Genomic DNA, 19,564 nt, shown 5'->3' on the forward strand with positions numbered 1-19,564 from the left:
AAGTTTACCGGATTTACGCCGCATTTTGTAGCATTCTCCCTGACATATAGCCAAGTAATTAACGCTGCAGCAGCGTCGAGAATGCGGGCTATATCGGCCAGAGATGATCGATTAAAAGCTGCACGCTGCGGTTGCCGCGGAACTCGTTCACGTCCAGCTTGTAGGCCAGCTCAACTTCGCGCACGCCGTTGTCCGGCCAGCGGGTGGTATCCACGTTGAAGGCGATACCGTCCAACAGCGGACCGCCACCGACAGGCTCCACCATCACCTTCAGGTGACGCTCGCCCACCAGGCGCTGCTGGAGAATACGGAACTTGCCGTCAAACAGCGGCTCCGGAAACATTTGCCCCCACGGCCCGGCGTCTCTGAGCATCTCCGCCACTTCGAGCGTCATCTCCTGCGCGGACAGCTGACCGTCGGACCAGATTTCCCCCTGTAACAACGCCGGGTCCAGCCACTCACCGACCAGGTCGCCAAAACGCTGGCGAAACTCCTCAAAGCGAGCCTCTTCCAGCGACAAGCCTGCGGCCATGGCATGACCGCCGAACTTCAGCATCATGCCCGGATAAAGCGTATCCAGACGTTCTAAAGCATCACGCATGTGCAGCCCCTGAACTGAACGGCCGGACCCTTTAAGCGTGCCGTCTCCCGCAGGCGCGAACGCGATGACCGGGCGGTGGAAACGCTCTTTGATGCGCGAGGCCAGAATGCCGACCACGCCCTGGTGCCATTCCGGGTGATACATTGCCAGCCCGTAAGGCAGGGCTTCGCTACTGCGCTCCAGCTGTTCGCAAAGGGTCAGCGCTTCGACCTGCATGCCTTGTTCAATTTCTTTCCGCGTTTGGTTCAGCGCGTCCAGCTCGTTAGCCAGCATACGCGCTTCACCAATGTTTTCGCTGAGCAGCAGCGCCACGCCAACCGACATATCATCCAGTCGGCCTGCGGCGTTCAGGCGCGGCCCCAGCGCAAAGCCCAGATCGCTGGCGGCGATCTTTTGCGGCTCACGATTAGCCACTTCAAGCAGCGCGCGAATGCCGGGACGGCATTTCCCCGCGCGAATGCGGCTTAACCCTTGCCAGGTCAAAATGCGGTTGTTGGCATCCAGCGGCACAACGTCCGCCACGGTGCCCAGCGCGACTAAATCTAGCAGTTCTGCAAGATTCGGAATGGCCAGCCCACGCTGTTCGAACCAGCCGTTATCACGCAGATGCGTGCGCAGCGCCAGCATCAGATAAAACGCGACGCCGACACCAGCCAGGGATTTAGATGGAAATGTGCAGTCGGCGAGATTCGGGTTAATGATAGCTTCGGCAGCGGGAAGTGTTTCCCCTGGCAGGTGGTGATCGGTCACCAGCACCGGGATCCCCAGTGCATGGGCGCGCTCAACGCCCGCATGGGATGAGATGCCGTTGTCGACGGTCACGATCACCTGCGCACCGCGGGCATGGGCCTGATCGACCACTTCCGGGCTAAGCCCGTAACCATCCTCAAAGCGATTAGGCACCAGGTAGCCAATATTCTCAGCCCCCATGCTGCGCAGGGCCAGAACGCTTAGCGCGGTACTGGTTGCCCCATCAGCATCAAAATCGCCGACAACGATGATGCGCAAGCCTTCGCGAAAGGCGTTATAAAGCATGACCACGGCCCGATCGATGCCGCTGAGCTGTTGCCACGGCAGCATCCCTTTTACGCCGCGCTCCAGCTCTTGTTCGCCACGCACGCCCCGGCTGGCATACAGCCGCTGTAACAAAGGAGGCAGCGTAGCCGGAAGCGCCACCGAGCTGTCAACGACCCGGCGGCGGAGTTGCGTTTGCTGTTTCACCCGAAATTAACCACCCGCTTTCATTAACTGCTTGTGGGCATCCAGCATTTGTTTCATTTCTTTAGGCCCCTGATAACCCGGGATCATGCTGCCGTTGCTCAGCACGATCGCTGGCGTCCCCTGCACGCCAAACTGCACGCCCAGGTTGTAGTGGTTAGCCAGGTTAATGTCACAGCTTGCCGGTGCCACATCACCGCCCTTCATTGCGGCATCGAACGCTTTGTTACGGTCTTTCGCGCACCAGATAGACTTCATGTCGCTCTCGGCCTGGCTTTGCAGCCCCTGACGAGGGAATGCCAGATAACGCACGGTGATCCCCAGCGCGTTGTAGTCGCTCATCTCTTCATGAAGCTTGTGGCAGTAGCCGCAGGTGATGTCGGTGAACACCGTAATCACATGCTGCTCCTTCGGCGCTTTGTAGATAATCATCTCTTTTTCCAGCGCGTTCAGCTTGCCGATCAGCAGTTGGTTGGTCACGTTCACCGGCTGAGCGCCGCTCACGTCATACAGCGGCCCCTGAATCACATGTTTGCCGTCTTCGGTGACATAAAGTACGCCGCTATCGGTCAACACAGTTTTCATCCCGGCAACCGGTGCAGCCTGAATCTCTGCGCCCTGCACGCCCAGCTTCGCCAAAGATTGTTTAATAGCGGCGTCATCCGCGTGAGCAATACCGGAAACGGAAGCGGCCAGCAGCGAAAGCAGCCAAAAACCTTTTTTCATGAGGATTCCTTTATCTCTTGTAGCACTCACGCTCGAGGGTGGTGCTGTTGATGCAGCTGGCGTAAACGCGCCGTCGCTACATGTGTATAAATTTGTGTGGTGGACAAATCACTATGGCCCAGCAGCATCTGTACGACACGAAGATCCGCTCCATGGTTCAGCAGGTGCGTGGCAAAAGCGTGGCGTAGCACATGCGGAGACAGTTTTTCACTGTCGATACCGGCCAGCACGGCATAGTGCTTAATGCGGTGCCAGAAGGTTTGCCGCGTCATTTGCTGTGCGCGATTGCTGGGGAAAAGCACATCCCGAGACTGCCCGTTTAACAACTCCGAGCGGCCATACTTCAGGTACTCTTCAATCCAGTACACCGCCTCTTCGCCCAGCGGCACGAGACGCTCTTTGTTGCCTTTACCAATCACTCGCACCACGCCCTGCCGCAGGCTGATATCGCTCATTGTCAGCCCAACCAGCTCCGAGACGCGCAGCCCGGTTGCGTACAAGACTTCAAGCATGGCTTTATCGCGCAGTTCAATAGGCTGATCGACACACGGAGATTGCAACAGCCGTTCAACCTGAGCCTCGCTTAAATCCTTCGGCAAACGCTGGGGAAGTTTGGGCGATGAAAGCAGCGCACTGGGGTCGTCTTCCCGCATTTTTTCGCGATACAGGTACTGAAATAACCGCCGCATAGCGCTAAGCAACCGCGCGGAACTGGTGGCTTTATAACCGCCCTCGACGCGCTCCGCAAGCAGCGACTGGAGATCCGAAGCCTGAACGGTCAAAAAACTGAGTTGCTGACGCTGCAGCCACTCGGCCACCATAGTGAGATCGCGGCGATAAGAGCTGAGCGTATTTTCGGCCAGATTTCTTTCCAGCCACAGCGCATCCAGAAACTGTTCGATACGGATCTTATCCTGCTCCACGCTCCACTCCTGATTTGGCGAATTGTGTCCATTATGCATGATGGCGAATGGGATCTGGTACACTTGGCCATCTGCACGCGATTAAAATGAGTTGTTATTGCTATGAACATTGGTCTTTTTTACGGCTCCAGCACCTGCTACACCGAAATGGCCGCCGAAAAAATTCGCGACATTATTGGTCCTGAACTGGTGACGCTTCACAACCTGAAAGATGATGCCCCGGCCATGATGGAGCAGTATGACGTTCTGATCCTGGGCATACCGACCTGGGATTTTGGCGAACTGCAGGAAGACTGGGAAACCGTCTGGCCGCAGCTGGATGACCTGAACCTGGAAGGCAAACTCGTGGCGCTTTACGGCATGGGCGATCAGCTTGGCTACGGTGAGTGGTTCCTGGATGCGTTAGGCATGCTGCACGACAAGCTGGCACCGCGCGGGGCACAGTTCATCGGCTACTGGCCAACAGAAGGCTATGAATTTACCAGCCCAAAACCGGTCATTGCCGACGGGCAGCTGTTTGTTGGCCTGGCGTTGGATGAAACCAACCAGTACGACCTGAGCGACGAACGCATTGAAACCTGGTGCGAGCAAATTCTTGGCGAAATGGCCGAACGCTTCGCTTAAATCTGCCCGCTTCCGCTCGCCTGCTGTTGCATCAGCAGGCGGCGTAGATCGCGCCATTCACCGATGTCCATGCTGTCAGCCGCCAGCCAAAGATGCTGGCAACGATGCTTTCCGGCACGACGCAGTCTTAGCATCGCCCCGCTGTCAATCATCCATGGATTTCCGACGATATCCCAGTCACGCCCCTGCCAACGCAGACGAAAATCCGTCAGCAGTTTAATTTCGCCCTGGCGAGCGTGAATGCGGCGCTGGCTGCGTACGCTGTCGAAAACCACAAGGGAAAGCAGCAGCATCCAGACCAGCGTGTAGCTCATCGGCCACGGCATTAGCAGCACGAATAGCGCCACCAGGCCGTGGAGAAGCAACGACATCCATTGCGCGCGCCAGGAAACCCGGAGATCAGATTGCCACAGGACCACGTTCTTTATTCCGTGTCTGAATCAGGGCAACCATACGCTGAAGCTCGACATCTGCTGGTTTACCGTGATTCATCAACCAGTTAAACAGGTCTGGATCGTCAGACTCCAGCAGGCGAACAAACAGCTGTTTGTCGCTGTCGCTGAGCGTTTCGTATTCATGTTCGAAGAACGGCATAATCGAAATATCGAGCTCGCGCATTCCACGGCGGCATGCCCAGTGAATTCGGGCTTTATTATTGATATCCATGTGCACTTTCCTGCTTAGCCATCAAGTTGGGTACGGAGTTAGTGTAACGTGTTTTCGTCACCGGGATTACCTGAATGTTCCATTGTGCGCGCTTTCCCCACACAAACCCGTGTAACAGCACCGATTGCACAAGATTCCCCGAGGCAACACGCAAACGCACGAATGGCGTTATCAAACTGCTTGCATTGCCCTCTGGCTCTTTTACCATTGAGAAATTAAACCGTTGGATAACCCGGGATCTTTGTTATGGCTTTTAATCCGTTTCCTCCTCGCCAGCCCAGTGCCGCCGCCCGTCTACCGCTGACACTAATGACGCTCGACGACTGGGCTCTCGTGACTGCCGTGGGTGCAGACACTGAGAAATATCTTCAGGGTCAGGTGACTGCCGACGTCGCGAAACTTGACGCGGGCCAGCATCTGCTCTGCGCCCATTGCGATGCCAAAGGGAAGATGTGGAGTAACCTGCGTCTGTTCCATCGGGGCGGAGGCTTTGCGTTTATTGAGCGCCGCAACCTGCGTGACGCCCAGCTTACAGAGCTGAAGAAATATTCCGTTTTCTCCAAAGTCACTTTCAATGCGGATGACGCCAGCGTCCTGTTAGGGTTGGCGGGTTTCCAGGCGCGTTCTGCGCTTGCAGCCGTTTTCACTACGCTGCCGGATGAAGATACTCAGGTTGTCCAGCACGGCGCAACAACTCTGTTGTGGCTAAATCTGCCGGCGGAGCGCTTCCTGATTGTCACTGACGAAGAAACGGCTCAGACGTTAACCGAAAAACTCAGTGAAGAAGCACAGCGTAATGATAGCCAGCAGTGGCTGACGCTGGATATCGAGGGTGGATTGCCGGTCATTGATAGTGTAAACAGCGCTCAGTTTATTCCACAGGCAACAAACCTTCAGGCGCTGGGCGGTATCAGCTTTAAAAAAGGCTGCTACACCGGCCAGGAAATGGTTGCCCGAGCCAAGTTCCGCGGGGCAAATAAACGCGCACTCTGGCTGCTGGCTGGGAGCGCAAGCCGCGTGCCTGAAGCAGGCGAAGATCTTGAGTTGCAGATGGGTGAAAACTGGCGTCGTACCGGCACCGTGCTGGCCGCTTCACGATTGGAAGATGGCCGTCTTGTTGTGCAGGCGGTGATGAACAACGATCTTGAACCGAACAGCGTCTTGCGCGTGCGTGATGATGCAAACAGCAAGCTCTCACTGGCGCCACTGCCCTATTCTCTGGAAGAAAATTAATCGAACACTGAGCCCCGAAACCGGGGCTCCATAATTTGATTTTGGCGAGTTAGAGGCTTTAACGAATATAGAGATAAATCGCGAGGAAATGGCAGACGCTGCCGCCCAGCACAAACCCATGCCAGATGGCATGGTTGTACGGAATACGTTTGCAGACGTAGAAAATCACCCCCAGCGAGTAAACAATACCGCCAATCGCCAGCAGCGTAACGCTGCCCGGTGCCAGTTTGACCACCATTTGGTAGATGACGACCAGCGACAGCCAGCCCATCAGCAGATAGGTCACCAGCGACAACACCTTAAACCGGTGTGCAATGGTGAGCTTAAACAGGATCCCCGCCAGCGCCAGGCTCCAGATAACAATCATCAGCCCCTTCGACAGCGGCGAGTTGAGCCCTACCAGCAAAAACGGGGTATACGTGCCGGCGATCAGCAGGTAAATGGCGCAGTGGTCGAACTTTTTAAGCCACCGCTTGGCCCGCTCATGTGGAATAGCGTGGTAAAGCGTTGAGGCGAGAAACAGCAGGATCATGCTGCCGCCGTAAAGACTGTAGCTGGTAATTGCCGTTGCGCTGGCATTGGCATCGACCGCCTGCACCAGCAACAACACCAGGCCAACAATACCGAACACCAACCCAATGCCGTGGCTAATGCTATTGGCTACTTCCTCTGCCAGAGAATATCCATGCGCGACAAGTGGTTTACGAGCCATCTGGCTCCTCCCGAGATAAAGAAGAATAACGCAGCGTTCCTAGCCTAACTGAGAATGATTCCAGTGAACACATGTAAGCTAAAATAAATATGTGAGCGTCTGTGACGACGCCCTTCGTCAGCCTGGAGGATTTCTTTTACAATCAAACGACAGCCAAAAAACAGGGAAAATACGATGCAACAGGCATTTGGTGAAATGAGTGCGGTTATCCATTTCCTGATGGAGATTGATAAGCTGAAGCTGGTTCAGCGTCGCACCAAAATCATCGGTCATGAAAGACATGAAAACTCTGCCGAGCACAGCTGGCACTTCGCTATGGCGGCAATGAGCCTCGCCCCCTGGGCCGAAAAAGAGGTGAATATTCAGCGCGTGATCCAAATGGCGCTGCTGCACGACATCGTAGAAATCGATGTTGGCGATGTGCTGGTTTATGACATTGCGGCCCGTGAAGCCATCGCCGAAAAAGAAGCGGCGGCGGCACGGCGTCTGTTTGGTTTGTTGCCTGCGCCGCAGGGGCCACAATTTTTGGCTTTGTGGCAAGAATATGAGGCAGACACCACGCCCGACGCCCGCTTTGCCGGGGCGCTGGATCGCATTTTACCTATTCTGCTTAACCTGCATAACGAAGGGCAGAGCTGGCGAGAGAATAATATTTCCCTGCAGCAGGTATTAACTCGCAATGCGCAGGTGGGAGAAAGCTGGCCGGAATTGTGGCAACATGTCGAGCTTCAATTATATCGGGCGCACGAGAAAGGCTGGCTGCGTTAGTTCCAGCCATCCGTAAGCACCGTACCAGCAGGAAGAAAAAGTATGTTTACACATGCGGCAATCGCCACCCTGAACGGCCTCGAAATGATGGTGTACAACTTTGTCATTAAAAACAAAGACAAAGTCATGTACATGACCATTCGAGAGCTGGCGGATGCCGCAGGAGTCTCCACCACGACCGTGTTGCGTTTTTGCCGCAAACTCAACTGTGAAGGGTATTCCGAGTTTCGCGTTCGTTTTAAATTATATCTGGAGCAAACGGAAATTCAGCCCGCTAATTTCGGCAGCAGCGAAATTATCAGTTTTTTTAAAAGTACCAATAATGAAGAATTCGATAATTTAATCGACCACGCCGTTGATATTATTTGCTCCTCCGAGCGTATTATCTTTGTTGGCGCGGGAACATCCGGTGCTTTAGCTAAATATGGTGCACGTTTTTTCTCAAACGTTGGTAAATTTAGCAACCATATTGATGATCCTTATTTTCCGGTCACCAATGATATGGCACGAAACGCGCTGGCTATTGTGCTTTCCGTTTCAGGTGAGACGGAGGAGATCCTGCGCTTTGCCAGCCAGTTCAGCCTTCACCACTGTAAAGTGATGTCTGTCACCAGCCATGAGAACTCGTCGCTGGCTAAGTTAGCCGACTTTAATATTTCCTGGCATATTCCACCGGTACGTATCGCCGGAGTGTATGACATCACTACACAAATCCCCGTTATTTATATTCTTGAAACCATTGGCCGCCGCCTGGCAAAAAGAATGCTATAAAAAAAACACCCTGTTTTTTGTTTGTGACAAATCACAATTCACGCTATTTGTTATATCGTGACAATCCCATTTCATTTGTTAGACTCCAAAGCAGAAATAATACTTTCAGCGCGACAATGTGAACCTACGCACATTATTTTATGCGCTAACAATGAGATGAAAGAATATGAAACAACTTAAGTTACCGAAGGACTTTTTATGGGGCGGTGCGGTTGCCGCTCACCAGGTGGAAGGCGGCTGGAACAAAGACGGTAAAGGCCCAAGCATTTGTGACGTACTGACGGGCGGCGCCCACGGCGTCCCGCGCGAGATAACTCTGCAGGTCGAAGCCGGGAAATACTACCCGAACCACGAAGCGATTGATTTTCATGGCCGCTACAAAGAAGACATTAAGCTGTTTGCCGAGATGGGCTTCAAATGCTTCCGTACCTCCATTGCCTGGACCCGCATTTTCCCCAACGGCGACGAGCAGCAGCCTAACGAAGCTGGCCTGAAGTTCTACGACGATATGTTCGATGAGCTGCTGAAATACAATATCGAGCCGGTCATCACCCTATCCCACTTCGAAATGCCGCACCACCTGGTGACCGAATACGGCGGCTGGACCAACCGAAAAGTGGTCGATTTCTTTGTTCGTTTCGCCGAAGTCGTGTTCGAGCGTTACAAGAGCAAAGTGAAGTACTGGATGACCTTTAACGAAATCAATAACCAGCGTAACTGGCGCGCGCCGCTGTTCGGCTACTGCTGCTCCGGTGTGGTTTACACTGAGCACGACAACCCGGAAGAGGTGATGTACCAGGTGCTGCACCACCAGTTTGTGGCGAGCGCAATGGCGGTGAAGATCGGCCACCGCATCAACCCTGAGATGAAAATCGGCTGCATGCTCGCCATGGTGCCTCTGTACGCCTTCTCCTGTAAGCCTGAAGACCAAATGTTTGCGCAAGAATCAATGCGTGAACGCTATGTGTTTACCGACGTGCAGCTGCGTGGCTATTACCCGTCTTATGTACTGAACGAATGGGAACGCCGCGAGTTCAACATTAAAATGGAAGCCGGTGACGAGCAGATCCTGCGCGAAGGCGTCTGTGATTATCTCGGGTTCAGCTACTACATGACGAACGCCGTTCAGGCCGAAGGCGGCAGCGGCGATGCGCTTTCCGGCTTCCAGGGCAGCGTGCCGAACCCGCACGTCAAAGCCTCTGACTGGGGCTGGCAGATTGACCCGGTTGGCCTGCGCTATGCGCTGTGCGAACTGTATGAGCGCTACCAGAAGCCGCTGTTCATCGTGGAAAACGGCTTTGGCGCCTACGACAAAGTAGAGGCAGACGGCTCCATCAACGATGACTACCGCATTGATTATCTGCGCGCTCACGTGGAGGAATTGAAAAAAGCCGTGACCTACGACGGTGTGGATCTGATGGGCTACACGCCATGGGGCTGCATCGACTGCGTGTCGTTTACCACCGGCCAGTACAGCAAGCGCTACGGCTTTATCTACGTCAACAAACACGACGACGGCACTGGAGATATGTCGCGCTCCCGCAAGAAGAGCTTCAACTGGTACAAGGAAGTGATCGCCAGCAATGGCGAGAATCTCTAAACGATCACCACCTCCATAGGAGGTGGTTTAGCGTTGATAAGCAAAAGGCGCCTTCATGGCGCCTTTTTTATTTAAACGGGCAACCCAAACCGGAAGCAGGCCCCGCGCTTTGGCTGGTCCACCAGCGAAATGTCGCTGCCGTGCAGTTGCAGCATCTGGCGCACAATCATCAGTCCAAGCCCGCCAACCCTGAGCCGGGATTGATTCACAATCGAAGGCCGCACAAACAGCCCCTCTTTTAGCTCCTGCGGAATACCTGGCCCGCTGTCGCTGACCTGCACCATGACTTTATCCACCTCTTTCCACAGCCGGACTGAAATCATGCCTTTGTCCGGCGTATGGCGAATGGCGTTGTCCAACAGATTAGTCAACACGCGCTCGATCATGCTGACATCGGCTTCAATCAGCGGCAGTCCTGGCTGGATGTCAGCTAAAAGTTCAAGTTGGCGAGTTTGCGCCGGAAGCTCAAATTTCTGGAACACATCCTGCAGCAATTCGCTCAGGGAGAAGCTCTCTTTGTGTGGCTTCACCACCCCGTATTCCAGCCTGGCCAGTTCGAACAGCGACTGCGCCAGCGCCCCAACCTTCTGACTCTGGGCCAGCGCAATATCCAGATAGCGCTTTTTCTCCGCCTCGCTCAGCGTAGCCGACATGACCGAGAGGCTTTCCAGGTAACCATGCAGCGACGTTAGCGGCGTTCTCAGGTCATGGGAGATATTGGCGATAAACTCGCGCCGCAGCTGATCTTGCTGAGTCAGGCTATGCCACTGCTCGGAGATTCGCCCGGCCATAGCAATCACCCCGTGACGCAGTTGGGCCAGCTCATCCCCATCTCCTCCTGGATTTTGCGGCAGAGCCGCCATGGCCTGCATTTCGGCCATCCCTCCTGATTCTAGCGCCTTAACGTGCTGCGAAAGTTCGCGTAACGGGCGTGTGATCCAGCGAAACGCCAGGCCGCCCACCACCAACCCCAGCACGCAGACCAGGCTGAGCAGAAACAGGCTTAGCTTTAAAACGGCATCAAACTGAGCGCTGTTGGCAAGCTGATTGTAGGTTTCCCCCAGCAGCACCACATACAAATAGCCCTCCAGCTTGCCGTCTCGCATCATCGGCGCCACGCTAAACACTTTCTGCCCGTCCAGGCTGCGCGGGTCGTCGCCATAAAGCGGGAATTTGCCGCCGTTCAGCGCGGCCCGTAGCGGAGCGAGATCGACCTGATGGCGCTTAATATGCCCATCCGGGGCTGCATCACCAATGATATTGCCTTGTTTATCCAGCAGATAAACTTCCACACTGGGGTTAACGGCCATCAGATGGTCGAACAGCGTGCGGACCGAGTCTTTGTTCAGCCCATCCTGCCCGAGCAGCGGGTAGCTCTGGTTGATGTGCTGCGCCAGGTCACCGGAGAGTTGCTGAATCACGGCCTGGCTGTATTGCGTGCTGGTACGCACCTGCAGCCAGCCCAAAAAGGCGCAGGCGGTCAGCAGCAACACGGCAAAAACCAGCGTCAGGCGGCGGGAAAGCGTAAGAATTCGCATAGGGTTACTCACGTATCAGGGCGGTAAACTTATAGCCTTTACCCCACACGGTGCGGATAAAATTCGGCTCCGCCGGGTTATCTTCAATCTTGATGCGCAGCCGGTTGATGTGGGTGTTTACGGTGTGCTCATAGCCTTCGTGCTGGTAGCCCCAAACCTGGTTGAGCAGGTGCAGCCGCGAAAACACTTTGTCCGGGTTGCGGGCGAAAAAGTACAGCAAATCAAACTCACGCGGGGTGAGATCTATCGGCATCTGATTCAGCCGAACATCTCTGGCCAGCGGATCAATCGTGAGCGGGCCAAACGTCAGCGTGCCGGCGTCTATCTTGAGGTTCTGGCTCATGGCCTCCTGACGGCGGAACAGCGCCTTCACGCGGGCGACCAGTTCGAGCATTGAAAACGGTTTCGCCAGGTAGTCGTCCGCGCCCAGCTCAAGCCCCAGCACGCGATGCGTTTCGCTGGAGCGAGCGCTGATCATAATAATCGGCGTGTACCGCGTCATGCTTCTGGCAAAGCGGCAAATCTCCAGGCCATCGACGCCGGGCAGCATCAGATCGAGAATCAGCGCATCCCAGCCGCCCTGCCTGAGCTTTTCCAGGCCGAGATTGCCGTCGGCGGCATGCACAATTTCAAAGCCTTCTTCCCGCAAATGCAGCTGCAGAAGCTCGGCGATATTTTCGTCGTCTTCTACGATCAGTATTTTTTTTGCCTGATTCACTTTGTCTGTCCCCACACGCTGGCATAGCCAAAGTTTACACAACTCGCGTCGGTTAAGTTGTCACATTTAATTTAACTTTGCGTGAGGCAATGGGGAACAAATCTGGCCAATACTCGCTGCATCGAATCACGAGGAAGCCGGACGATGGAAAGCTCAACGCTGCATACCGCCCCAACGCTCATTCACCCGCTATGGCTGAGGCTCTGCCACTGGCTGAATGCGCTGGCGATCCTGATTATGGTCACCAGCGGCTGGCGCATTTATAACGCCTCTCCGCTGTTTCATTTCCAGTTTGCCAACGAACTGACACTCGGCGGCTGGCTGGGTGGCGCGCTGCAGTGGCACTTCGCCGGGATGTGGCTGTTTGCGGTCAACGGCGTGATTTATCTGCTGTGCAATCTCTTCAGCGGCCGCTTTAAGCAGAAATACTGGCCCTTATCGCCTCGCGAATTCTTCCAGGACGCCTTTGCGGCGCTGCGGGGGAAATTAGCCCACGCTGACCTGAGCCATTACAACATGGTGCAAAAGGCGGCCTATCTGTTTGTTATCGCCGATAGCCTGCTACTGGTTATTTCCGGCCTCGTCGTGTGGAAATCCGTGCAGTTTGCCCTGCTGCGAGAATTGCTTGGCGGCTATGACACAGCGAGGTTTATCCACTTTTATGCCATGTCCGCCCTGGTCGGTTTCGTGGTGATTCATCTGCTGATGGTGGCGCTGGTGCCCCGCACGTTGCTCGCCATGCTCCGTGGCCGCTGAGGAAGAAACATGAGCGATAAAAACGAAATCATTAAAGAAGCGACGCAACTGATTAATAAGCAGCTCACGCAGGAAGGCCGCCGTCGTTTTTTAAAGCAGAGCTTAACGCTCGGCGGCATCGCGATGCTCACCGGCTGCGATATCAGCGATAACGCCACGGTTGAAAGTTCGCTCAGCAAGATTTCACGTTTTAACGACCGCATTCAGGCCTGGCTGTTTAACGGCAGCCAACTGGCACCGGTTTACCCGGAAAGCATGATCGACGCTAACTTCCCGTTTAACGCCTTTTACGGCGAGGACGAGGCGCCGGACATCAACGGCGACAGCTACCGCCTGGAGCTTGCCGGGCTAATTACCGACAAGCGCCCGTGGACGCTGGCACAGCTGCACCAGATGGCGCAGGTCAGCCAGGTGACCCGCCATATCTGCGTCGAAGGCTGGAGCGCCATCGGTAAATGGGGCGGCGTCCCTTTTGCCCTGTTCCTGAAAGGGATTGGCGCCGACCTGCGAGCCAAATACGTCAGCTTTAAATGCGCGGATGACTACTACACCAGCATTGATATGGCCACCGCGCTGCATCCACAAACGCTGATTGCTTTAACCTGGGATGGCAAAGTCCTGCCGCGCAAATATGGCTACCCGATGAAACTGCGTATCCCTACCAAACTCGGCTACAAGAACCCGAAGCATATTCAGGTCATTGAAGTCACCAATCGCTACCCCGGCGGCTACTGGGAAGACCAGGGCTATAACTGGTTCGGTGGTAGTTAACTCTCTGTCTCACTGCAAAATCAAGGAAATACATCATGAAAAAGATCTACGCTGCCCTGCTGTGCTCCACCATGCTGTTCGGTATCGCCGGGGCTAACGCTGCCGACTCGATGAGCAAGGATTCCATGGCCAAAGACGGCATGGGCAAAATGACCCACACCTGTAAAGACGGCATGAACAAAGACGGCATGAAGAAAGATTGCATGTCCAAAGATGGCATGAAGAAAGACGGGATGAGCAAAGACCCTATGGGCAAAGACAGCATGGCCAAAGACGGTATGGCGAAAGACAGCATGAGCAAGCAATAAGCCTGACGCTACGCCAGTCTCACCCTCTTCTGGCGTAGCGAACTCATTTCCCACCTGCCGCATCAATAAAGGTGCCGGTCACGTAAGATGCCTTTTCGCTCAGCAGCCATAGAATGGCCTCCGCGATCTCTTCCGGCTGACCGCCGCGCTGCATCGGCAATGCCGTTTTCACCCGATCAACTCTCCCCGCTTCTCCACCGGAAGCATGCATTTCGGTATAAATAAAACCGGGCCGCACGCCGTTCACGCGGATTCCCTGCGCGGCAACCTCTACCGCCAGCCCGGTGGTCAACGTATCGACGGCTCCTTTGGACGCGGCATAATCAACATATTCCCCAGCAGCGCCTAAGCGGGACGCGGCAGAAGAGACATTCACAATGGCTCCACCTTCCCCACCGTGACGCCATGCCATGCGCTTCACCGCTTCCCGGCAGCAGAGAAAATATCCGGTAACGTTTGTCGTCAGCACGCGATTGATACGTTCCGCCGTAAGGTTTTCAATGGTCGATTGCTGGAACAAGATGCCGGCGTTATTCACCAGGGCGGTCAGCGGCCCAAATGCGTTATCGATTTCGGCGAACATCGCCATCACCTGCAGCTCATCGGCAATATCCGCCCGCAGCGCCAGCGCTTCTCCGCCCTGGGCAATGATCGTCTTGACCACTTCATCCGCAGCCTGCTTATTGCGGAGGTAGTTCACCACCACTTTATAACCATGCTGAGCCAGCAAAAGCGAGGTTGCTTTACCCATTCCCCGGCTGCCGCCGGTAACCAAAGCTATCTTCATGTGACTCTCCAGAAACAAGAAAGGGCACCGAAGTGCCCTTAAGGTTGATGACAAAGAGGAAAAAAGCGTGGTTTTTTCCTCTTTGTGATTATCAGCCGAAAATCAATAAATTGATTTTCCTTATTTTTTTGACGAATCGTCTAGCATTTCTACTATCACCAGAGGATTGTCAGCAGTCTTTAGGGCACCGAAGTGCCCTTGATTCAATCTGTAAAAACTATTCGTACTCGCTCATCGGCACGCAGGAGCAGAACAGATTGCGGTCGCCGTAAACGTCGTCAAGGCGCTTCACGGTTGGCCAGTATTTATTGCCGTGACCTGCCGGGAAGACCGCCAGTTCACGGGTGTACGGGTGCGCCCACTCGGCAACAATTTCATCCTGAGTGTGCGGCGCGTTCACCAGCGGGTTGTCTTCCAGCGGCCATTCGCCTGCAACGACGCGGTCGATTTCGCTGCGGATGGACAGCATCGCATTAATAAAGCGGTCCAGCTCCACTTTGCTTTCGGATTCGGTTGGCTCAACCATCAGCGTGCCCGCTACCGGGAACGACATGGTTGGCGCGTGGAAGCCGAAGTCGATCAGGCGCTTGGCGATATCCAGCTCGCTGATGCCGGTTTCTTCTTTCAGCGGACGAATATCCAGAATACATTCGTGAGCCACACGGCCATTCGCGCCGGTGTACAGCACCGGATACGCGGATTTCAGGCGGGTCGCGATGTAGTTGGCGTTCAAAATCGCTACGGAGCTGGCTTTCTTCAGGCCGTCCGCGCCCATCATGCGGATGTACATCCAGCTGATTGGCAGAATAGAGGCGCTGCCAAACGGGGCGGCGGAAACCGCGCCTTGCTGGGTCAGCATCTCTTCAATCTGCACCACGCTGTGGCCCGGTACAAACGGAGCCAGATGCGCTTTCACGCCGATTGGGCCCATGCCCGGGCCGCCGCCGCCGTGCGGAATGCAGAAGGTTTTGTGCAGGTTGAGGTGTGAAACGTCCGCGCCGATATACCCCGGCGTGGTGATCCCCACCTGGGCGTTCATATTAGCGCCGTCCAGGTAAACCTGGCCCCCAAACTGATGCACGATCTGGCACACTTCGCGGATCGTTTCTTCGTACACGCCGTGAGTGGACGGGTAAGTCACCATGATGCAGGAGAGCGCTTCGCCCGCCTGTTCAGCTTTAACACGCAGATCCTGCAGATCGATGTTGCCTTGTTTATCACAGGCCACGACGATCACTTCCATACCCGCCATTTGCGCCGAAGCCGGGTTGGTACCGTGCGCAGAGCTTGGGATCAGGCAGATGTTGCGGCTGCCTTCGTTGCGGCTTTCGTGGTAGCGGCGGATAGCCAGCAAGCCAGCGTATTCGCCCTGGGCGCCGGAGTTCGGCTGCATGCACAGCGCGTCGTAGCCGGTCAGTTTCACCAGCCAGTCGGACAGCTGGGCGATCATCTGGTGGTAGCCTTCGGCCTGGTTTGCCGGGCAGAACGGGTGCAGCTCGGCAAATTCCGGCCAGGTGATCGGGATCATTTCGGCCGCGGCGTTCAGCTTCATGGTGCAGGAGCCGAGCGGGATCATCGCCTGGTTGAGCGCCAGATCTTTACGCTCCAGAGAGTGCATGTAGCGCATCATCTCGGTTTCGCTGTGGTAGCGATTAAAGACCGGGTGGGTCAGGATCTCGTCATCACGCAGCATCGGAGCCGGAATGGACTGGCTGTCGTTGGCAACGTCACGATCCAGCTTGTCGATACCCAGGCCGTGAGCATCGCCCAGCAGCACGTCGAACAGAGCAACAACATCTTCACGGGTGGTGGCTTCATCAAGAGTGATGCCTACCGCGTTCAGGATGTCGCTACGCAGGTTAATTTCACGCGCTTCGGCACGCGCCAGCACGGCGGCTTTATCAGCCACTTCAACACAAAGGGTGTCGAACCAGTGTTTGTGGCGCAGAACCAGCCCTTTCTGCTGCAGGCCAGCGGCCAGAATGTCGGTCAGGCGGTGGATTCGGCCTGCAATGCGTTTCAGGCCAGCCGGGCCGTGGAAGGCCGCATACAGGCTGGCAATGTTCGCCAACAGCACCTGGGAAGTACAGATGTTGGAGTTCGCCTTCTCGCGGCGGATGTGCTGCTCGCGGGTTTGCATCGCCATGCGCAGCGCGGTGCGGCCAGCGGCATCGCGGGAAACGCCGATAATACGGCCTGGCATGGAACGTTTAAATTCATCGCGAGCGCCGAAGAACGCCGCGTGCGGGCCGCCGTAGCCCATTGGGACACCGAAGCGCTGGGCAGAGCCGAAGACAATGTCCGCGCCCTGTTTGCCCGGCGCGGTCAGCATCACCAGCGTCATGAAATCTGCGGCTACGCTGACCACAACTTTGCGCTGTTTCAGCTCGGCAATCAGAGCCGTGTAATCATGCACTTCGCCGGTGGTGCCCACCTGCTGAAGCAGCACGCCGAACACATCCTGATGGTCCAGCACTTTCGCCGCATCATCGACAATGACGTCAAAACCGAAGGTTTCCGCGCGGGTACGCACCACGTCCAGCGTTTGTGGATGAACGTCAGAGGCCACGAAGAAACGGTTAGCGTTTTTCAGCTTGCTGACGCGCTTAGCCATCGCCATGGCTTCGGCTGCCGCGGTAGCTTCATCAAGCAGAGAAGCGGAAGCGATATCCATGCCGGTCAGGTCAAGCGTGACCTGCTGGAAGTTCAGCAGCGCTTCAAGACGCCCCTGGGAAACTTCAGGCTGGTAAGGCGTGTAGGCGGTGTACCAGCCTGGGTTTTCCAGCATGTTACGCAGAATCACCGGCGGCGTTTGTACCGCGGTGTAACCCATGCCAATGTAAGTTTTGAAGCGTTTATTGCGGCTGGCAATGCCTTTTAACTCTGCCAGGGCCGCAAACTCGGTCGCCGCGGCGCCAATCTGAGGCGGCTCAGCAAGCTGAATATCCTGCGGGACAATGCTGGCGATCAGGTCGGGGAGCGTCTTCGCGCCGACGGTCTCCAGCATCTCTTGCTGCTGCTGCGCGTCCGGGCCAATGTGACGATCGATAAACGCTTCGTGATTCTCTAACTGACGTAAAGACTGGGTCATGAGCGGTGATTCCTGAAATGGTTTCCCCTCCCCACCAGGGAGAGGGGTTTAAAAATTACTCGTCTTCTAACAGTGCTTCATAGGCAGAAGCATCCAGCAGCGCGGCAACCTGTGCTTCGTCGCTGGCTTTAATTTTGAAGATCCAGCCTTCGCCGTAAGGTTCGCTGTTGACCAGCTCCGGGCTGTCGCTCAGCGCGTCGTTGACCGCAACGATTTCACCGCTGATTGGGGCGTAGATGTCAGAAGCCGCTTTCACGGATTCAGCAACGGCACAATCATCACCGGCAGAAACGGTGGCGCCCACTTCAGGCAGGTCAACAAATACCATGTCGCCCAGCAGTTCCTGTGCGTGTTCGGTGATGCCTACGGTGTAGCTGCCATCAGCTTCTTTACGCAGCCATTCGTGCTCTTTGCTGTATTTCAGTTCGTTCGGCACATTGCTCATTGTTTTCTCCTGATACCTGATTTCAAAATTTAAAGCGCGACCGGCTTACCGGCGCGAACAAAAATAGGTTTGGTGACTTTGACCGGCATTTCGCGGTTGCGGATCTGCACGATCGCCGTTTCACCGATGCCCGCCGGGACGCGAGCCAGCGCAATGCTGTAGCCGAGCGTTGGCGAGAAGGTGCCGCTGGTGATTGCCCCTTCGTGCGTATTGCCCTGCGCGTCGGTAAACCGTACCGGCAGCTCATTACGTAATACGCCTTTTTCGGTCATGATCAAGCCAACCAGCTCTTCGGTACCGTTCGCGCGCTGTGCTTCCAGCGCTTCACGGCCAATAAAATCACGATCTTCAGGCTGCCACGCGATGGTCCAGCCCATGTTCGCGGCTAGTGGAGAAACGCCTTCGTCCATGTCCTGGCCGTAAAGGTTCATGCCAGCTTCAAGACGCAGCGTGTCGCGAGCGCCCAGGCCGCAAGGCTTAACGCCCGCTTCAACCAGCTGCGCCCAGAATCCCGCGGCCTTGTCGTTCGGCATCGCAATTTCATAGCCCGCTTCGCCGGTGTAGCCGGTGGTGGCAATAAACAAATCACCGGACTGCACGCCAAAGAACGGTTTCATGCCTTCAACGGCTTTACGCTGCGCTTCGCTAAACAGCGTGGCGGCTTTGGCCTTCGCATTCGGCCCCTGAACGGCAATCAGCGCCAGGTCGTCACGCACGGTGACGGACACGCCAAACGGTTCAGCGTGCTGGTTGATCCAGGCAAGGTCTTTTTCACGAGTAGCGGAGTTAACAACGAGGCGGAAATTGTCTTCGGTGAGGAAATAGATAATCAGGTCGTCAATCACGCCGCCGGAAGCATTGAGCATGGCAGTGTAAAGCGCTTTGCCCGGCTGGGTGAGTTTGGCGACGTCGTTGGCGACTAAGTAACGCAGAAACTCGCGGGTACGGCTGCCGTGCAGATCGACGATGGTCATGTGCGACACGTCGAACATACCGGCGTCGGTGCGTACGGCGTGGTGCTCATCAATTTGCGAGCCGTAGTGCAGCGGCATCATCCAGCCGTGGAAATCAACCATGCGGGCACCGCAGAGCGTGTGCTGTTCAAATAAGGGGGTCTGTTGAGTCATCTTTTCCTCTTTAACCATCTGGTGGCAAGGCGGATTTGGCTTTGCCAACCGTCAGACGAAACCCGGCATCGCCACCGTTCCCCGATAGCGACGCAAACGTTACCTTTGACCTGAACTTACCACCGAACGGGGGCGTAAACCATAAGCGAAAAACGGTCATTGCATTAGCTTATGACCAAAA

General features: G+C 55.5%; 20 protein-coding genes. 8 read left to right on the top strand and 12 right to left on the bottom strand.

Going from position 1 to position 19,564, the window contains the following annotated elements; translation table 11 throughout:
* Window positions 1–88: 88 nt before the first annotated feature.
* From recJ to xerD, 3 genes are read right to left on the bottom strand one after another with little or no spacing between them, the layout of a single operon-like run.
* On the bottom strand, window positions 89–1,822 hold the full coding sequence (gene recJ / locus AAIE02_RS19905) for a single-stranded-DNA-specific exonuclease RecJ (protein ID WP_498533113.1): 1,734 nt from the start codon (window positions 1,820–1,822) through the stop codon (window positions 89–91).
* Between the two features lie 6 nt (window positions 1,823–1,828).
* Entirely contained in the window at window positions 1,829–2,545 is a 717-nt protein-coding gene (gene dsbC, locus AAIE02_RS19910) for a bifunctional protein-disulfide isomerase/oxidoreductase DsbC (protein ID WP_008461630.1), read from the bottom strand.
* Window positions 2,546–2,571: 26 nt separating this feature from the next.
* Complete coding sequence (xerD, locus tag AAIE02_RS19915) at window positions 2,572–3,468, bottom strand: site-specific tyrosine recombinase XerD (protein WP_498533114.1); 897 nt, start codon at window positions 3,466–3,468, stop codon at window positions 2,572–2,574.
* Window positions 3,469–3,570: 102 nt separating this feature from the next.
* Between xerD and fldB the strand changes: the two genes are divergently transcribed.
* Entirely contained in the window at window positions 3,571–4,092 is a 522-nt protein-coding gene (gene fldB, locus AAIE02_RS19920) for a flavodoxin FldB (RefSeq protein ID WP_008461628.1), read from the top strand.
* Here the strand turns inward: fldB and AAIE02_RS19925 are convergent.
* Window positions 4,089–4,511 (bottom strand): protein YgfX, encoded by a 423-nt coding sequence (locus AAIE02_RS19925; protein WP_166878208.1) that lies wholly within the window; start codon window positions 4,509–4,511, stop codon window positions 4,089–4,091. The two genes, fldB and AAIE02_RS19925, sit on opposite strands and share 4 nt — an antisense overlap.
* Window positions 4,492–4,758 (bottom strand): FAD assembly factor SdhE, encoded by a 267-nt coding sequence (gene sdhE / locus AAIE02_RS19930; protein ID WP_166878205.1) that lies wholly within the window; start codon window positions 4,756–4,758, stop codon window positions 4,492–4,494. The genes AAIE02_RS19925 and sdhE overlap by 20 nt, the downstream gene beginning before the upstream one ends.
* A gap of 246 nt (window positions 4,759–5,004) precedes the next feature.
* Between sdhE and ygfZ the strand changes: the two genes are divergently transcribed.
* Window positions 5,005–5,991: a tRNA-modifying protein YgfZ gene (gene ygfZ / locus AAIE02_RS19935; RefSeq protein WP_498533115.1), complete on the top strand. Its 987-nt coding sequence runs from the start codon at window positions 5,005–5,007 to the stop codon at window positions 5,989–5,991.
* 58 nt (window positions 5,992–6,049) lie between these two features.
* On the opposite strand, the gene trhA is transcribed toward ygfZ, so the two are convergent.
* Window positions 6,050–6,703: a PAQR family membrane homeostasis protein TrhA gene (trhA, locus tag AAIE02_RS19940; RefSeq protein WP_008461624.1), complete on the bottom strand. Its 654-nt coding sequence runs from the start codon at window positions 6,701–6,703 to the stop codon at window positions 6,050–6,052.
* A gap of 174 nt (window positions 6,704–6,877) precedes the next feature.
* Here trhA and AAIE02_RS19945 point away from each other — a divergent pair, with 174 nt between their 5' ends.
* The 3 genes from AAIE02_RS19945 (at window position 6,878) to AAIE02_RS19955 (ending at window position 9,842) form a co-directional block, all read left to right on the top strand.
* Entirely contained in the window at window positions 6,878–7,471 is a 594-nt protein-coding gene (locus tag AAIE02_RS19945; protein ID WP_498533116.1) for an HD domain-containing protein, read from the top strand.
* Between the two features lie 42 nt (window positions 7,472–7,513).
* A complete protein-coding gene (locus AAIE02_RS19950; protein ID WP_336708727.1) occupies window positions 7,514–8,242 on the top strand; it encodes a MurR/RpiR family transcriptional regulator in 729 nt (242 codons plus the stop codon).
* A gap of 166 nt (window positions 8,243–8,408) precedes the next feature.
* Window positions 8,409–9,842, top strand: a complete 1,434-nt coding sequence (locus tag AAIE02_RS19955; RefSeq protein ID WP_498533117.1) for a 6-phospho-beta-glucosidase — start codon at window positions 8,409–8,411, stop codon at window positions 9,840–9,842.
* Between the two features lie 71 nt (window positions 9,843–9,913).
* On the opposite strand, the gene AAIE02_RS19960 is transcribed toward AAIE02_RS19955, so the two are convergent.
* Entirely contained in the window at window positions 9,914–11,380 is a 1,467-nt protein-coding gene (locus AAIE02_RS19960) for a sensor histidine kinase (RefSeq protein WP_336708725.1), read from the bottom strand.
* A gap of 4 nt (window positions 11,381–11,384) precedes the next feature.
* Window positions 11,385–12,098 (bottom strand): winged helix-turn-helix domain-containing protein, encoded by a 714-nt coding sequence (locus AAIE02_RS19965; RefSeq protein ID WP_008461615.1) that lies wholly within the window; start codon window positions 12,096–12,098, stop codon window positions 11,385–11,387.
* A gap of 144 nt (window positions 12,099–12,242) precedes the next feature.
* Between AAIE02_RS19965 and AAIE02_RS19970 the strand changes: the two genes are divergently transcribed.
* Genes AAIE02_RS19970 through AAIE02_RS19980 form a run of 3 tightly spaced genes read left to right on the top strand, consistent with a single transcriptional unit; the run spans window position 12,243 to window position 13,933 of the window.
* Window positions 12,243–12,854, top strand: a complete 612-nt coding sequence (locus tag AAIE02_RS19970; RefSeq protein WP_008461613.1) for a cytochrome b/b6 domain-containing protein — start codon at window positions 12,243–12,245, stop codon at window positions 12,852–12,854.
* 9 nt (window positions 12,855–12,863) lie between these two features.
* Window positions 12,864–13,625: a molybdopterin-dependent oxidoreductase gene (locus tag AAIE02_RS19975; protein WP_008461612.1), complete on the top strand. Its 762-nt coding sequence runs from the start codon at window positions 12,864–12,866 to the stop codon at window positions 13,623–13,625.
* 35 nt (window positions 13,626–13,660) lie between these two features.
* The gene (locus tag AAIE02_RS19980) at window positions 13,661–13,933 is read left to right on the top strand and encodes a pentapeptide MXKDX repeat protein (protein ID WP_008461611.1); all 273 of its coding nucleotides are present in this window, start codon (window positions 13,661–13,663) and stop codon (window positions 13,931–13,933) included.
* 43 nt (window positions 13,934–13,976) lie between these two features.
* Here the strand turns inward: AAIE02_RS19980 and AAIE02_RS19985 are convergent, their stop codons facing one another.
* From AAIE02_RS19985 to gcvT, 4 genes are all read right to left on the bottom strand, one after another.
* A complete protein-coding gene (locus AAIE02_RS19985; protein ID WP_008461610.1) occupies window positions 13,977–14,720 on the bottom strand; it encodes an SDR family oxidoreductase in 744 nt (247 codons plus the stop codon).
* Between the two features lie 217 nt (window positions 14,721–14,937).
* Entirely contained in the window at window positions 14,938–17,811 is a 2,874-nt protein-coding gene (gene gcvP, locus AAIE02_RS19990) for an aminomethyl-transferring glycine dehydrogenase (RefSeq protein ID WP_498533118.1), read from the bottom strand.
* A 55-nt stretch (window positions 17,812–17,866) separates the two neighbouring features.
* Window positions 17,867–18,256, bottom strand: a complete 390-nt coding sequence (gene gcvH, locus AAIE02_RS19995; RefSeq protein WP_008461608.1) for a glycine cleavage system protein GcvH — start codon at window positions 18,254–18,256, stop codon at window positions 17,867–17,869.
* Between the two features lie 29 nt (window positions 18,257–18,285).
* Window positions 18,286–19,383, bottom strand: a complete 1,098-nt coding sequence (gene gcvT / locus AAIE02_RS20000; RefSeq protein ID WP_498533119.1) for a glycine cleavage system aminomethyltransferase GcvT — start codon at window positions 19,381–19,383, stop codon at window positions 18,286–18,288.
* Window positions 19,384–19,564 lie beyond the last annotated feature (181 nt).

Source organism: Cedecea sp. Ae19-4 (genome assembly GCF_059801165.1).